This is a genomic window from Brevundimonas sp. BR2-1, assembly GCF_037626195.1.
Taxonomy (GTDB): domain Bacteria; phylum Pseudomonadota; class Alphaproteobacteria; order Caulobacterales; family Caulobacteraceae; genus Brevundimonas.
On the sequence record NZ_JARKMV010000001.1, the window covers coordinates 212,812 to 226,174 of the forward strand.

Annotated in this window: 16 protein-coding genes; 5 read left to right on the top strand and 11 right to left on the bottom strand. The window is 68.0% G+C overall.

What is annotated here, in order from left to right; all coding sequences use genetic code 11:
• Window positions 1–60: 60 nt before the first annotated feature.
• From BrevBR_RS01085 to BrevBR_RS01105, 5 genes are all read right to left on the bottom strand, one after another.
• Window positions 61–468: a copper-binding protein gene (locus tag BrevBR_RS01085; protein ID WP_292062246.1), complete on the bottom strand. Its 408-nt coding sequence runs from the start codon at window positions 466–468 to the stop codon at window positions 61–63.
• Window positions 465–3,617, bottom strand: a complete 3,153-nt coding sequence (locus BrevBR_RS01090) for an efflux RND transporter permease subunit (protein ID WP_292062247.1) — start codon at window positions 3,615–3,617, stop codon at window positions 465–467. Before BrevBR_RS01090 ends, BrevBR_RS01085 begins: the two co-directional genes overlap by 4 nt.
• Window positions 3,614–4,882: an efflux RND transporter periplasmic adaptor subunit gene (locus BrevBR_RS01095; protein WP_292062248.1), complete on the bottom strand. Its 1,269-nt coding sequence runs from the start codon at window positions 4,880–4,882 to the stop codon at window positions 3,614–3,616. The genes BrevBR_RS01090 and BrevBR_RS01095 overlap by 4 nt, the downstream gene beginning before the upstream one ends.
• Window positions 4,879–6,081, bottom strand: a complete 1,203-nt coding sequence (locus BrevBR_RS01100) for a TolC family protein (RefSeq protein WP_339999647.1) — start codon at window positions 6,079–6,081, stop codon at window positions 4,879–4,881. The genes BrevBR_RS01095 and BrevBR_RS01100 overlap by 4 nt, the downstream gene beginning before the upstream one ends.
• A 269-nt stretch (window positions 6,082–6,350) precedes the next feature.
• Window positions 6,351–6,713, bottom strand: a complete 363-nt coding sequence (locus tag BrevBR_RS01105) for a hypothetical protein (RefSeq protein WP_292062251.1) — start codon at window positions 6,711–6,713, stop codon at window positions 6,351–6,353.
• On the opposite strand from BrevBR_RS01105, the gene BrevBR_RS01110 reads away from it, so the two are divergent.
• Genes BrevBR_RS01110 through copD form a run of 3 tightly spaced genes read left to right on the top strand, consistent with a single transcriptional unit; the run spans window position 6,712 to window position 8,215 of the window.
• Window positions 6,712–6,855 carry a hypothetical protein gene (locus BrevBR_RS01110; protein ID WP_292062252.1) on the top strand — a complete coding sequence of 48 codons (144 nt, stop codon included), beginning with the start codon at window positions 6,712–6,714 and terminating at the stop codon, window positions 6,853–6,855. The two genes, BrevBR_RS01105 and BrevBR_RS01110, sit on opposite strands and share 2 nt — an antisense overlap.
• A 58-nt stretch (window positions 6,856–6,913) precedes the next feature.
• Window positions 6,914–7,276 (top strand): copper homeostasis periplasmic binding protein CopC, encoded by a 363-nt coding sequence (copC, locus tag BrevBR_RS01115; RefSeq protein ID WP_292062254.1) that lies wholly within the window; start codon window positions 6,914–6,916, stop codon window positions 7,274–7,276.
• A gap of 6 nt (window positions 7,277–7,282) precedes the next feature.
• Window positions 7,283–8,215 carry a copper homeostasis membrane protein CopD gene (copD, locus tag BrevBR_RS01120; protein WP_292062256.1) on the top strand — a complete coding sequence of 311 codons (933 nt, stop codon included), beginning with the start codon at window positions 7,283–7,285 and terminating at the stop codon, window positions 8,213–8,215.
• A gap of 162 nt (window positions 8,216–8,377) precedes the next feature.
• Here copD and BrevBR_RS01125 read toward each other — a convergent pair whose 3' ends face one another.
• The 6 genes from BrevBR_RS01125 to BrevBR_RS01150 form a co-directional block, all read right to left on the bottom strand.
• Complete coding sequence (locus BrevBR_RS01125; protein WP_292062257.1) at window positions 8,378–8,872, bottom strand: isoprenylcysteine carboxyl methyltransferase family protein; 495 nt, start codon at window positions 8,870–8,872, stop codon at window positions 8,378–8,380.
• Window positions 8,869–9,975, bottom strand: a complete 1,107-nt coding sequence (locus BrevBR_RS01130; protein WP_339999648.1) for a type III polyketide synthase — start codon at window positions 9,973–9,975, stop codon at window positions 8,869–8,871. Before BrevBR_RS01130 ends, BrevBR_RS01125 begins: the two co-directional genes overlap by 4 nt.
• Window positions 9,972–10,694 carry a PepSY domain-containing protein gene (locus tag BrevBR_RS01135; protein WP_292062261.1) on the bottom strand — a complete coding sequence of 241 codons (723 nt, stop codon included), beginning with the start codon at window positions 10,692–10,694 and terminating at the stop codon, window positions 9,972–9,974. The genes BrevBR_RS01130 and BrevBR_RS01135 overlap by 4 nt, the downstream gene beginning before the upstream one ends.
• A 13-nt stretch (window positions 10,695–10,707) precedes the next feature.
• A complete protein-coding gene (locus BrevBR_RS01140; protein WP_292062263.1) occupies window positions 10,708–11,169 on the bottom strand; it encodes a DUF411 domain-containing protein in 462 nt (153 codons plus the stop codon).
• A gap of 64 nt (window positions 11,170–11,233) precedes the next feature.
• Window positions 11,234–11,770, bottom strand: coding sequence for a YybH family protein (locus tag BrevBR_RS01145; RefSeq protein ID WP_292062265.1), 537 nt, complete (start codon window positions 11,768–11,770; stop codon window positions 11,234–11,236).
• Between the two features lie 97 nt (window positions 11,771–11,867).
• Complete coding sequence (locus BrevBR_RS01150) at window positions 11,868–12,521, bottom strand: DUF2231 domain-containing protein (RefSeq protein ID WP_292062267.1); 654 nt, start codon at window positions 12,519–12,521, stop codon at window positions 11,868–11,870.
• A 116-nt stretch (window positions 12,522–12,637) separates the two neighbouring features.
• On the opposite strand from BrevBR_RS01150, the gene BrevBR_RS01155 reads away from it, so the two are divergent.
• Together BrevBR_RS01155 and BrevBR_RS01160 are read left to right on the top strand one after the other, a co-directional pair.
• On the top strand, window positions 12,638–12,919 hold the full coding sequence (locus BrevBR_RS01155; RefSeq protein ID WP_292062268.1) for a hypothetical protein: 282 nt from the start codon (window positions 12,638–12,640) through the stop codon (window positions 12,917–12,919).
• On the top strand, window positions 12,916–13,356 hold the full coding sequence (locus BrevBR_RS01160; protein ID WP_292062269.1) for a Spy/CpxP family protein refolding chaperone: 441 nt from the start codon (window positions 12,916–12,918) through the stop codon (window positions 13,354–13,356). The genes BrevBR_RS01155 and BrevBR_RS01160 overlap by 4 nt, the downstream gene beginning before the upstream one ends.
• The last annotated feature ends 7 nt before the right edge of the window (window positions 13,357–13,363 follow it).

Consider the following 13,363-nt stretch of genomic DNA (forward strand, 5'->3'; position numbering starts at 1 on the left):
CCGCCGCGTCGCGAACCGGACGCCGCGCGGCCTGCGGCGCCAGACTGGATCAGGCGGCGATTATTGCGGCCGGATCGCCTTCACTTCACCCGCGCCGCCAGTAACGACCAGATCGAATTCGACCCGGTCGCCGACTTTCGCCTGGTCGATCAGGGCGGGTGACGCCGCGAAGCCCATGGTCATCGCGGGCCATTCCAGGCTCGCGATCGGCTCGTGCTCAATCGTGATCTTGCCGCCCTCCGCGTCGATGGCCGAGATCACGCCCTGCGCGGTCGCGGACCTCTCTCCGGTCGCCGACGTCGCCATGGCGTCCATCTCCGCAGGCGCGGGGGCGGCGGAACTGGTGGCGGCTGGGGTTTCCGTCTCCGTTGCTGGCTGCTGACTGCAGGCCGCCAGGGCGATGACCGCCCCGGCTGACAGGCTCAGGCCGAGGGCGAGTGTGCGCGACTTCTCGAACAGGTTTTTCATAGGGTAGCTCCTTGGGTGGGGGTTAGCGTTGGACGTGATTTCCGGCGTCTCAGGAGGAGATAGCCAGCTGGGATGACAAGCATCGACAGGAGGGGCGCGGTGATCATGCCGCCGATAACCGGAGCGGCGATCCGGGTCATGATTTCCGACCCCGCGCCGTGGCCGATCAGGATCGGGAACAGACCGCCGAGGATCACGGCGACCGTCATCGCCTTGGGTCGGACCCGTAGCAGAGCGCCTTCGCGAACGGCTTCTTCGACCTGCTCCGGGTTGGGATCAGGCCCTCGATCCTTCAGCGCGTGTTTAAGGTAGATCAGCATCACCACGCCGAACTCCGCCGACAGGCCAGCCAAGGCGATGAAGCCCACGCCGGTCGCAACCGACTGGTCGAAGCCCATCAGATAGAGCAGCCAGAAACCGCCGGTGAGGGCGAATGGCAGGGTGCCCATGATGAGCAGGGCCTCGTCGAAGCGACCGAAGGTCAGATAGAGCAAGATGAAGATGATCACGAGCGTGGCGGGAACCACGATCTTGAGCCGCTCGGCCGCCCGTTCCAGATATTCGAACTGGCCCGAGTAGGCGATGCTGACACCCGGAGCGAGATCGACCTCGCTGGCGACCGCCCGACGCAGATCGGCGACGACGGAAGCGAGGTCGCGCCCCCGGACGTCGACATAGACCCAGGTGGTCAGCCTGCCGTTCTCGGATTTGAGCATCGGAGGGCCGTCCGCGATCTGGAGATCGGCGACCGTGCCCAAGGTGATCTGCTGACCCGACGGCGTCAGGACAGGCAGGGCGCGCAGTTGCTCCAGGCTGTCGCGCAATTCTCTCGGATAACGGACGCTGATCGGATAGCGGGCGAGTCCCTCGACTGTCTGACCGATCGTCTCCCCGCCCACGGCGCCCGAGACGATCGATTGGACATCGGCGATGTTGAGGCCGTAACGGGCCGCCGCGCGCCGGTCGATGTCGATGTCGACATAGCGCCCGCCGGTCAGGCGTTCCGCCAGGGCGGAGGTCACGCCCGGCACGGTCCTGGCGACCTCGGCCACCTGGGCCGCGATACGGTCCATCGCGGCCAGATCAGCGCCGGACACCTTGACGCCGACGGGGCTCTTGATGCCGGTCGCCAGCATGTCGATGCGATTGCGGATGGGAGGAACCCAGACGTTGGACAGTCCGGGGACCTGAACCGCGCGATCGAGCTCTTCGATCAGCTTCTCAGGGGTCATGCCGGGCCGCCATTCATCGCGAGGCTTGAACTGAATGGTGGTCTCGAACATCTCCAGCGGAGCCGGATCCGTGGCGGTCTCCGCCCGGCCCGCCTTGCCGAACACGGTCGCCACCTCGGGCACGGTGCGGATCATCCGGTCCGTCTGCTGCAACAGTTCCGCAGCCTTGGCCGGGGAGAGGCCTGGCTGGGCCGAAGGCATATAAAGCAGGTCGCCCTCGTCCATCGCCGGCATGAACTCGCCGCCCAGCTGGCTGAGCGGCCAAGCTGTGGTGGCGAAGACCAGTAGGGCCGCCACCAGGGTCTTTCTGGGATGATGCAGCACCCAGTCCAGTGGCCCGCGATAGATGTGCGTGAGCCAGCGATTGATCGGATTGCTCTGTTCGGCCGGGATCCGTCCGCGGATCAGATAGCCCATCAGAACCGGCACGAGAGTGATCGACAGGATCGCCGCCGCCGCCATCGCGTAGCTCTTTGTAAAGGCCAGCGGCGCGAACAGCCGACCCTCCTGGGCCTGCAGGCTGAACACCGGGATGAACGACAGGGTGATGATCAACAGGCTGAGGAACAGCGCGGGTCCGACCTCCACGGCCGCCTCAGTGATGACCTTCCAGCGATCCTCGCCCGCCAGCTTTTCGTCCGGGTGGTCGTGTTCCCATCGCTCGATGTGTTTGTGTGCGTTCTCGATCATAACAACGGCGGCATCGACCATCGCCCCAATGGCGATGGCGATGCCGCCCAGCGACATGATGTTGGCGTTCACGCCTTGAAGATTCATAATCAGGAAGGCCGCCAGCACGCCCAGCGGCAGGGTCAGGATGGCGACCAGCGCCGACCGGGCGTGCCAAAGAAACAGGCCGCATACCAAGGCGACGACAATGAACTCCTCGATCAGTTTGCCGCTCAGATTGTCGATCGCCCGGTCTATGAGCTGGGACCGATCGTAGGTCGTCACCACCTCGACCCCCGGCGGCAATCCGGCTTTGAGCGTCTGGAGTTTCTTGGCGACGGCCGCGATCGTGGCGCGGGCGTTTGCACCGGATCGCAGGATGACGACGCCGCCGGCGACCTCGCCCTCGCCGTTCAGCTCGGCGATGCCGCGTCGCATCTCGGGGCCGATCTGGATGGTTGCGACGTCGCCGAGGCTGATCGGCACGCCTCCAGCCGCTGTGCGGAGCGGCACGGCCCGGAAGTCGTCGAGCTCAGTCAGATAGCCGTTGGCGCGCACCATGTATTCGGCCTCGGCGAGCTGGAGCACCGAGCCGCCCGTCTCGCCGTTGGCGCGCTGGAGGGCCTCCACCACCGCCTGATGGGTGACGCCGTATGACGCGAGCCTGACGGGGTCGAGCACCACCTGGTACTGCCGCACCATGCCGCCGAGGCTGGCGACCTCGGCCACCCCCGGCACGGTCTTCAGCTCGTAGCGGAGGAACCAGTCCTGCAGGCTTCGCAGCTGCGCCAGGTCGGTGCGGCCCGTGCGGTCGACCAAAGCGTATTCATAGACCCAGCCCACGCCGGTGGCGTCCGGACCAAGCGCCGGTTGGGCGGTCGCGGGAAGCCGCGCCTGGACCTGGCTGAGGTATTCCAAAACCCGTGAGCGCGCCCAGTAGAGGTCCGTCCCATCCTCGAACAGCACATAGACGAAGCTGTCGCCGAAGAAGGAATAGCCCCGAACCGTTCGTGCGCCGGGCACCGACAGCATGGTGGTCGCCAGAGGATAGGTGACCTGGTTCTCGACGATCTGGGGGGCCTGCCCCGGGTAGCTGGTACGGATGATGACCTGCACGTCCGACAGGTCCGGCAGGGCGTCGACCGGTGTGCTGCGAACCGCAAACAGGCCGGCGGCGAGCAGGGCGAGCGCGGCCATAACGACGAGGAACCGCCCCTTGACCGAGGCGCGAATGACGGCGGCGATCATTGCACAGACCTCCCGCGCGGCGCAGGCGCGGGCGCGGCAGCCTGGCCGATCGGCCGGGCCACGACTCCTGACAGACTGGCTTCGGAATCGATCAGGAACTGACCCGACGCAACGATCCGCTCGCCCTCTCTGAGACCGGCGAGGATTTCGGTCTGTCCCCCGGCTTCCCGTCCGATCCGGACTTGGGCCGGTTGATAGCGTCCTTCCGGCAGGGCGAGCATGACGATGTCCCGCTCTCCGGTTCGGATCACCGCCTCAGTCGGCACGAGCAAGGCCGGTGTCGATCCGCCGCCGAAGGTGATCTGGCCGAACATGCCGGGGCGCAGACGGCCCCCGCGATTGGCCATCTCGATCCGCCCGGTGACCGTACGGCTGTCTCCGACGAGTTCCGGCAACAGGGCGGTCAACCGACCCGTGAACCGTTCGCCCGGGAACGCGGCCAGGGCCACCTCGACGGATTGGCCGACCCTCAACCTGCCTGCCAAGGCCTCAGGAATGGCGGCGTTAAGCCAGACGGTGGACAAGCCGTTGATCTCGGCCAGGTTCATGCCCTGGGCGACGCTCATGCCGGAGCGCACGCCCAGCGTCTTGATCACGCCGCCGGTGGGCGTCGAGATCGTAATCGTGTTCCGCGCCCGCCCGCTGCGCTCAATCGAGGCGATCAGGGCTTCGGACATGCCCATCAGCACCAGTCGCTGCCGCGACGCCTGGATCAGGGGCGTATTGCCGGTACGCCGAACCGCCAGATATTCCGTCTGGGCTCCGCCCCAGGACGGGATGAGCAGATCGACCAAGGGGGCGCCGGCGGCGATCACGTCGCCCGGCGCGCGGTTGTAGACCCGCTGCACGAAGCCATCCGCGCGCGACTGGACCACGGCGATGTCGCGTTCATTGTAATCGACCACCGCCGTGGCGCTAAGATCGCCTTCGAGGTCGCCGCGGCGCGCTGTGGCGTACCGGACGCCCAGATTCTGGGTCAGCGCAGGATCGATCCGGACACCGGGGGTGGCACTAGTTCCGCCCTCATCGGCATATTTGGGGATGGTCTCCATGTTCATCGACGATTTCCCCGGCCCCGGGTATCGTTCGTTTGGAACCATGGGATCGTACCAGTAGAGGATCTCGCGCTCCCCTCCCCCGTCGGCGGCCATGTCGGGGGTGCCGTCCATGCGCTGGGCGATGACGACGCCGCCACCGACGCCGATGCCGACCAGAAGAAGCGCGCCCATGGCGATGCCCAGGCGTTTGTTGCGAAGGGCGTTCATCGGTCGTCGTTCCCATAGGTGAGAGTGATCTCGACCACTTGGCGCATCACGGCGGCCTCGCGATCAAGCGTGTCGAGCCGGGCGTTGGCCACGGCGGTGAAGGCTTCGAGCACTTCAACGATGCCCGCCCGGCCCGCCGCATAGCTCGCGGTTTCGAGATCGGAACGCTGAAGGACATTGGGCAGAACAACGTCGCGCGACCTGACCCATTGGTCATGAGCCATCGCGTGCTCGGCCAAAGCGCTCCGCAGCGACGCGGTCAGCACGCGCTCGGCGTCCTGGCGTTCAGCGGTCACCCGCAGGGCATCAGCGGCGCGCGCCGCGATGATCGGATCCTGCCTCTGGCCCGAAAAGATCGGCAGCCGCACGCTCGCGCCCACAGAGAATAAGTCGCCGAACCGCTCATCGCGGCGACCGTAGCTGGCCTCAAAGGACCAGTCCGGCCGACGTCCCGCGCGCGCGAAGTCGACCTCGGCGTCCGCGCGCCGCGCCGCGGCGCCATAGGCGCGCAGGCGCGGTAGTTCGGCGAGGCCGCCTTGCAACGTGGTCAGGACAAGGTCGAGTTGCGGCGGCGGGCCGGCCGTTTCGGGGTCGCTGTCGCCCGTCCAGCGCGCCAGTTCAGCGCGTGCCTTCTCGATTTCGGCGACCAGACTGCTGCGGCGATCATCCAGATCGGCCTTGAGTTGGACCGGTCCGAGAGCATTCGCTGGCCGGTAGGAACCCGATGCAACTCCGGCCGGTGCAGTGCTCCACAACGGTTGAAGGGTCCCCAGCACGTCCTCCAAAGCCGCGAGGCGGCGTTTGGCGTAGAAGAGGTCGACCCACGCCAGACCCGTCGCGACCTGGACTTCTCGCCGTGTGACCGACGCCTCGGCGCCGGCGACGTCGATTGCCGCCTCGGCGATTTCGCGCTCGGCGCGCCGACGCGCCCGGCTCGGCACATCCTGCTCGACGCCGATCCGGAGAATAGTGAAATCGTCTTCGTCAAACTGCCCTGCTGACGGCCCGGTCACCGGGAACCCGTCGAGGCCGAAGGTGAGGCGCGGGTCCGGTAGTCGGCCCGCGGCCGGCGCCGCCGCACGCGCGGCATCGACGCCCAGGGCGCTGGCTCTGATGCCAGGCGCGTTGACGGCGGCGAGCGCGAGGGCCTCGTCGAACGTCTGCGGGTCAGCCTCGGCCGGCGCGGCCCAGACGCTCAAGAGCCAAACCAGAGCCGGTAAAATTGCCCATGCTGCGGTCGGCGCACAGTTCTGGGACAGCGCCAAGGCCTCGGCTCGACGCGCGACGCGCGGAGAGCGGACGCGGTACGGCGGACACGCAGGGGCGCGTGTCGCCGACCTAAAACGAATGATCATGAAATTCCTGGAAACCATTGGCCCCGCCGTGAAGGCAGGACACAGGCGAAGGCTCAATCGATCGGCTACCGCGGCGTAACGTCGCGCACGGTCTTCCGTTCAGCGAAAGCGGTCTACGCCAGCCGTTTCGGCGGGTTCTTGAGGGGGGGCGGGCCTGCGCCCTCACGCTCGACATCGACGGCGCCGAACCTGATTCCCTGCGGCGCGGACGGGCATTGAACGGTCTGCGCCGGTCGCAGGAGAGCCCCGACGGCGGCGCAGCCCATCTTGGCGATGCAATCCGGCGTCATCTCATCGCAGGGGCTCATCGGCCCGCCGGAGGGTTGGTCCGCCATCACCATCATCTCGGCGCAGTCCATCTTCGCCATGCCGCCCGACGATTCGAACACCTGAAACGGGGTGGCGTGCGCCGACGACTGCCCGACAAAGCCGGCCACCGCCAAGGCGAACAGAAGGGTGCGGACGATGTTCCACATGCCCTTTCATTCCACGCTTGTCGGCGCGCCGTGTCAAGGGACCGATCTCGCCGGGCTCGGGCCGGCGCGCGCGGCCAACCCATCATCGATCGCCTTGGACGATCTCGACCGGATGAGCGTGCGTCAGCCGAAGGTCGAATGAGGGATTGAACGCCGGCGCCCGTATACCTCATTGAACCCTTTGGTTTCGGAGCCTCAGAATGACCCTTCGCAAGATCTTCTCCCTCGTCGGCGCGGCCGGTGCCCTGCTGCTGGTCGCCACCCAGGCCGACGCCCATGCCCGCGTCGTCGCCTCCACCCCGGCGGCGGCCGCGACCGTCGCCTCGCCACGGGCGCTCACGGTGACCTTCAGCGAACGCGTGGCCTCGGCCTTCTCTGGCCTGGAGGTGGTCAACGCCGCCGGCGCCAAATTCGCCGTGACCACCACCGTCTCGGAGGACGGCAGGACCGTCTCGGGTCGGACGGCGCGTCCGCTCGCCGCCGGCGCCTACAGCCTCAACTGGCGCGCGGCCTCGGCGGATGGTCACCGCATGACCGGCGCCATCGCCTTCACCGTGCGCTGAGCCTTCGTGCTCGACGGTCTGGTTATCCTGCTCCGTCTCGCGCAGTACGGCGGCGCGGTCGTCCTTCTGGGAACACCGCTGTTCCTCCTCTATGGACTGCGCGTGTCGGACGGGGTGGCGCTCGGTTGGCCGAGGCCGCTTCTGATCGCCGTTGCGGGACTTGTCGCCCTGAGCTCGGCCGCCGCGCTCGGGGCCCAGACCTCGGTGATGGCGGGTTCGATCGCCGAGGGCCTCAAGCCTGCTTCCCTGGGCTTCATGATCACCGGCACGAGCCTGGGACCGGCCTTCCTGGCCCGCGCCCTGGTCGCCGCGGCGGCCCTGCTCCTCCTCGTGCTGGCCAAGCCTTCCCGAACAGTCTGGATCGCCGTCGCCTTGGCCGGGCTGGTCGTGAGCGCCAGTTTCGCCTGGACGGGGCACGGCGCGGCCACCGAGGGACCCGGGCGTCTCGTCCATTTGACGGCGGCCATACTGCACAGCTGGAGCGCCGCGGTCTGGCTCGGCGCGCTCGCGGCCCTGCTGATCCTGACGATCCGCCACCGCGCCGCTCCGGCCGCTGACCGGATCGTCCACCAGGCGCTTCACGGCTTTTCCGGGGTTGGGACCGCGTCGGTCGCCGTCCTTGTGCTGAGCGGGCTGGTCAACAGCTGGTTCATGGTCGGACCCGACCGGGTCTCCGGCCTTCTCACCACGCCCTACGGCCTGCTGCTGACGGGCAAGCTGGTCATCTTCGTGCTCATGCTGGTTCTGGCCGCCGCAAACCGCTTCCATCTGACCCCGGATCTCGCCAGCGCCCTCGATGATCCCGAGGATCTGCGGGTCGCCGTGGGACGTTTGAAGCGCAGCCTGGTGATGGAGACGCTGCTCGCCCTGGCGCTCCTCGCCTTCGTCGCGATCATGGGCACCCTGGCCCCGGTCTCGGCCATGGACATGGCGATGTAGGCAAGGACCGGCGGGCGCGGACCTAACGTCACGGATCCCGCCAGCACCGGCCGCCGAAACGTCGTCTGCGCAGGACCGGTGGCGCTCCCACGCCGTTCAGCTTCGGTCGCGACCCGGTGCGGGTCCGACCAAGGGACTCTGCGCCGAGGGACGCGCCGGACTCTATTCCCGACCGGACAGGGTCCGCTCCTCGATCCGCACCCGCCAGGCAATCAGCAGTGCGTTGAGCACGCTGAACCCCACGGCGACGCCGACCTGGCCGAAGGCGAGCGGCAGGACGGCGATCTCAAGCGACGCCACCCAATAGTTGGGGTGACGCACGAACCGGTAGGGTCCCGTCTTAACCAGAGGCGCGCCCGGCAGACTGACGATGCGGGTAGTCCAGAACCGGCCTAGGGTGGCGATGACCCAGACGCGGGCGAGCTGCAGCAGCAGATACAGACCCAGCAGCCAGAGGTTCGGCGCGGTGTTCCAGGGCGTGAAGATAGCGATGGCCGCCAGCCAGCCGCCGTGCAGCAGGATGAACAGCGGATAGTGGCCCGCGCCGATCTCCACGGCCCCGGCGGCCTTCAGGCGGCGGGTGTTGCGGGCCGCTAGCCACAGTTCGGCGAGCCGCTGGGCGACCACCAGGGCGAGGACGGCCGCCAGCCAGATCATGGATGGATCAGCATCAGGGCGGTGGTGAACCCGGGCCCCAGGGTGGTCAGCAGCAGGGGGCCGGGCTCGTCGGCGTCAAGCGCCGCCTTCAGCACGAACAGCACCGTGGCCGAACTCATGTTGCCATGGCGGCGCAACACCTCGCGAGTGTGGGCCATTGCGCCGGCGGTCAGGGCGAAACAATCCTCCAGCGCCTCGATGACCTTAGCTCCGCCGGGGTGGCAGACGAAGCCGCCGACGTCGGTCGTGGTTAATCCGTTCCGGGCCAAGAACGACTCGGCGATGGGCTTGAAGTCGTCTTGAACTAGGCTGGGAATGTCGCGGCTGAACACCACCTTCAGCCCGTCGTCGGCGACGTCCCATCCCATGACGTCCAGGCTGTCGGGCCAAGTGTGCTCGTGCGACGCGCCGATGACCGGCCCGATCGCGTCTTCGCGACACGAAACGACGGCCGCCGCAGCCCCGTCTCCGAACAGGGCGGTGGCGACCAGGTTGGATTTGGAACGGTCCTGAAAGCGGAACGTCAGGGCGCACAGCTCGACGACGAGCAAAAGGACGCGGCTGTCTGGGTAGGCCTTGGCCATCTCGGCCGCCCGCGCCAGCCCCATGACGCCGCCAGCGCAGCCCAGACCGAACAGGGGAACCCGCCGCACGTCGGGCCGGAAAGGTATCACCTGCATCAGCCGCGCCTCGAGAGACGGTGTGGCGATGCCGGTCGAACAGACGGTGACGATGCAATCGATCTGATCCGCACCCAGCCCGGCTTGATCCAGCGCGCTCGTCGCGCTCTCGGCCATCAGGGCGACCGCGTGTTCCAGGAACAGGTCGTTCCGCTCCGCAAAGCTGTGCGGCTGCAGATACCAGTCGATCGGGACGCACGAATGCCGTGTGTCGATCAAGGCGTTGCGATAGATCGGCGCCAGCCGCTCGAAACCGCCGTGGGTCGTGGCGAACATCTCGGCCCCGTTGGCCGCTACGTCCTCCTGCCGCAGTATGTGCGGCGGCCAGGCGGTGGCCAGGGCGGCGAGACGCGGTTGAGAATTCCGGTCGTTGTCGTCTCTTGGCGGAGCGTTTTCCTGTGGTCGATCCGTCGCCTGGTTCATGGCCCCCGCTTGCGACCCGCGCGCGCCACTTTCAGGTCGCGGGCGATCCGTATCCACAGCAGGATGAAGCCCGAGATCACAATGCTCAGCGTCAAGGCGGTAGTGATGATGATCAGGGGGTGATTGAAGTCCTCGCCGTCGTTCCAGTCCATGACGTGCAGCCGCCAGAAGAAGTCGAAGATCCGCCAGACGCCCGAGCGGCGCGTCACCACTTCGCCGGTCGCCGGCGACAGGTAGAAGGAGGTCTTTTCGCGGTCGGCGAAATCCACCCGCCACAGCGGTCCGGTGCGTCCCGTCTCCTCAGGCGCCGTCGCCAAGAGCACTGCGCCGGAAACCCCCGCTTCGCCCTTGTACGCGCCCTTGGCGAAGGCCGAGGCCTCGGCGGCCGACATCGGTCCGAACGGCCGGCCGGTCGCGGCGGACACGATGATCGGCTCCCCCGCAGCCGGCTTCAGGGTCCAGGCCGGGCCACGCGGCGTCGCGTGGAGCTCCGCCTGGACGGGCGCGACGCCCGCGCGGCGCGCTATTTCGCCGAGGGCCGGGAGGGCGCCGAGCTCCAGCGGACCCGTCTTGAGTTCGACCGCGCGATGTTCGCTGCGGACCGTCTCGATCGGGATGGCCACCATCACCAGACCGCCGCCGACCCAGAACAGGACCTGAAGGCCGACGACGAGCGCGATCCATTTGTGCAGCTGGGTGGAGAGCTTGAGAACCTTCATGTCCGCGCCTCGCCTAGCCGTGACGCGCGAAGACGCGCGTGCCGCCGCCCTTGAGGATCAGAAGGGTTTCATAAGGCTCCCGCTGGCCGTCGGACGTCTCCATGCCGGGAGACCCCAGCGGCATGGCCGGCACCGCCAGACCCACGGCCTCGGGACGATCGGCCAGAAGCTTGCGCACATCCTCCGCCGGCACATGACCCTCCAGCACATAGCCGCCGATCAGGGCCGTGTGGCAGGAGGCGAGCGCTTCCGGCACGCCTTGGCTACTGCGTATTGAGCGCAGGCTCGGGAGTTCGTTGACCCGCGCCTCGAAGCCCGCCGCGCGCATGTGATCCACCCAGGCCGTGCAGCAGGCGCACGTCGGGGTCTTGTAGACCGCGAGCTCGGTCGACGCTCGGGAGCCGGGAGCGCAGGCCGCGACGGCGAGGGCGCCGGTCCCCGTGGCCAGAAGGCCGCGGCGTGAAAGCGTGAGCATGGATCCCATGGGTCCTCGGGCGAGCGATGTGTTGAAGGCCGCCGACTGACGGCCGGGGCCGCGGTCAGGCGGCGGGTCGGAAAGGCCGCGCCGAGGAGTGATAGACGTCGAACCTCCACTCGTCACCCCGTTTGCGCAGGACGCTGGTGGCGGCGCCGCGGCGCTCTATGGGGGCCCGGGCGCTGTCCTTGAAGGTGATGTGGTAGGTGTAGGTCTCGCTCACGAAGGCGGTGTCGCCGTCGACCTCGACCTTCATTTCGCGGTCGCGGAAGTCGAAGCCGGCCAGATCGGCGAACTCGGGCCCGAGATGGTGCTCGAGATAGTAGGCGAACGATCCCTCGACGCCGCCGTTCTCGAAGATTTCCGAGTCGGCCCAGAACAGGGCCGGCGTCTGCGACACGTCCATCCGCTCGATCGCGTCCTTGTAGGCGGTGACGACGGTTCGAACCTGCGCCTCGTCAGCGGATTGCGCATGGCCGGGGGCGTGTTCCGAGCCTCGCGTGTGCACCGGGCCGGGGGCGTGAGCGTGGGCCGGCTCCTGAGCCTGGGCGGAGGTCGCGAGGACGGCGAAAGCCAGTCCGGCGAATGCTGAACGCATCATGGTGAAGTCTCCTGGTTTGCCGCGCGGCGGCGGTAGCGTCCGGTCCGGCGGAATGGATTGAAAACGAAGTGGTTTGGCGACGACCGTCCCGGCGGCGTCAGAACATCAGATGCCTCATGCCATGGGTCAGCATCCCGCCCAGCAAGCCGTTGACGACCACGGCGGCGGCGGTGACGGTCAACAGGCCGATGTAGATCAACTCACGCCCGCGCCCCGGCCGGCGGACCCAATATTCCTTGGCCCACCAGCTCAACAGGCCCAGCGCGGCGATCGAGGTGCCGAGCCACCGATGGTAGAGGTGGGTCACGTCGTCCTTCCCGGGCAGCCCCATGGCGAACCACCCCAGCGCCACCGCGGCGACCGCGGAGATCGCCGCCAGGGCGATGATCACGCGCGTGCCCTGCGTCAGCACCGGCCGGCGCAGCGTCAGGGCGGCGATCTCCAGAAGAGCCGCGACGAGGAACAGCGCGATGGGGAAATGGACGGCGGCGGGATGCATGGCGCCGAGCCAGCGATACAGGCGCTGGGGCATCGGCCTCGGACCCTCGTCCGCCATCATGGCCCCGTGGTCCATGTCCATGGCCATGCCGGGCATGGCCATCATGCCGCCTTCCGGATCGGCGCCCGCCGGCGCGGCGGCCTGGGCGCGGGCCGCGGCCTGCTTGTCATGATCCTCGTGCGCGAACGCGGGCGCGCTGACAGACAGGGCCAACACCAGGGCGAGCCCCGACAGAAATCTACGCAGCGCCATGGCCCTCTCCAATCCTGTCCCTTCTGCTATCTACGCACCGCGAAGCCCGCCCCCTCGGCCGAGGGATTCGGCGCGTTTCGGCGTAATAGGGTTTAGGGGCGCAAGGAGAGTGTTCGATGACGCGTAATCTGGATGATCTTTTGGCCGGATCGGCGGCGACGCCCTTCGGCCGGTCGCTCGACGGGCTCGAACCGCTCGTCTGGAGCCGGGTCGATGCGCTTCGCGGCGAACGACTGGCCTCGCAGCTGCGTCTCGGCGCCGTCGCCATGGCTCTGGTCACCGGCCTGACGGCAGGCGGCGTCGGCGCGATCGCCGCCCCCAGACCGCCGGGGGAGATGGCCATCTTCACGGTCGATGCGGGTCTGTCGCGTCTGGTGAGACTGGAAACCGGCCGATGATGCGCGGCTGGCGGGCCATCGCCCTGACGGCCGTCCTGGCGGCGGTCGCCAGCGGCGCGGGCACCTGGATCAGCGCCAGCTGGGTGCTGAGCCGGCGCGAACCGCCGTCCCTGCACGACATCGTGCATCACGACCTGAAGCTCTCGCCCGACCAACTGACCAGCATTGACGCGGTCGAAGCCCGGTTCGCCACGCGTCGGCCGGCGCTCGAAGCGGACGTCCGCGCGGCCAACCAGGAACTGGCGCGCGCGATCGCACAGAGCGACGGCGACGGTCCCCAGGTGCAGGCGGCGGTGGACCATTTCCACGTCGCCATGGGCGCCTTGCAGAAGGAGACGATCGCCCACGTCTTCGAGATGCGGGCCGTCCTGACGCCGGCCCAGGCCGAGGTCTTCGACGATCGCATCGTCGCGGCCCTCGCCTCCGACGAAAGCTAGCCTTCCG

What these genes read in the sequence shown, in the direction of transcription:
- BrevBR_RS01085 (WP_292062246.1), bottom strand. Translation starts at nt 468, where the DNA reads ATGAAAAACCTGTTCGAGAAGTCGCGCACACTCGCCCTCGGCCTGAGC.
- BrevBR_RS01090 (WP_292062247.1), bottom strand. Translation starts at nt 3,617, where the DNA reads ATGATCGCCGCCGTCATTCGCGCCTCGGTCAAGGGGCGGTTCCTCGTC.
- BrevBR_RS01095 (WP_292062248.1), bottom strand. Translation starts at nt 4,882, where the DNA reads ATGAACGCCCTTCGCAACAAACGCCTGGGCATCGCCATGGGCGCGCTT.
- BrevBR_RS01110 (WP_292062252.1), top strand. Translation starts at nt 6,712, where the DNA reads ATGCCCTTTCATTCCACGCTTGTCGGCGCGCCGTGTCAAGGGACCGAT.
- BrevBR_RS01105 (WP_292062251.1), bottom strand. Translation starts at nt 6,713, where the DNA reads ATGTGGAACATCGTCCGCACCCTTCTGTTCGCCTTGGCGGTGGCCGGC.
- copC (WP_292062254.1), top strand. Translation starts at nt 6,914, where the DNA reads ATGACCCTTCGCAAGATCTTCTCCCTCGTCGGCGCGGCCGGTGCCCTG.
- BrevBR_RS01125 (WP_292062257.1), bottom strand. Translation starts at nt 8,872, where the DNA reads ATGATCTGGCTGGCGGCCGTCCTCGCCCTGGTGGTCGCCCAGCGGCTC.
- BrevBR_RS01130 (WP_339999648.1), bottom strand. Translation starts at nt 9,975, where the DNA reads ATGAACCAGGCGACGGATCGACCACAGGAAAACGCTCCGCCAAGAGAC.
- BrevBR_RS01135 (WP_292062261.1), bottom strand. Translation starts at nt 10,694, where the DNA reads ATGAAGGTTCTCAAGCTCTCCACCCAGCTGCACAAATGGATCGCGCTC.
- BrevBR_RS01140 (WP_292062263.1), bottom strand. Translation starts at nt 11,169, where the DNA reads ATGCTCACGCTTTCACGCCGCGGCCTTCTGGCCACGGGGACCGGCGCC.
- BrevBR_RS01145 (WP_292062265.1), bottom strand. Translation starts at nt 11,770, where the DNA reads ATGATGCGTTCAGCATTCGCCGGACTGGCTTTCGCCGTCCTCGCGACC.
- BrevBR_RS01150 (WP_292062267.1), bottom strand. Translation starts at nt 12,521, where the DNA reads ATGGCGCTGCGTAGATTTCTGTCGGGGCTCGCCCTGGTGTTGGCCCTG.
- BrevBR_RS01155 (WP_292062268.1), top strand. Translation starts at nt 12,638, where the DNA reads ATGACGCGTAATCTGGATGATCTTTTGGCCGGATCGGCGGCGACGCCC.
- BrevBR_RS01160 (WP_292062269.1), top strand. Translation starts at nt 12,916, where the DNA reads ATGATGCGCGGCTGGCGGGCCATCGCCCTGACGGCCGTCCTGGCGGCG.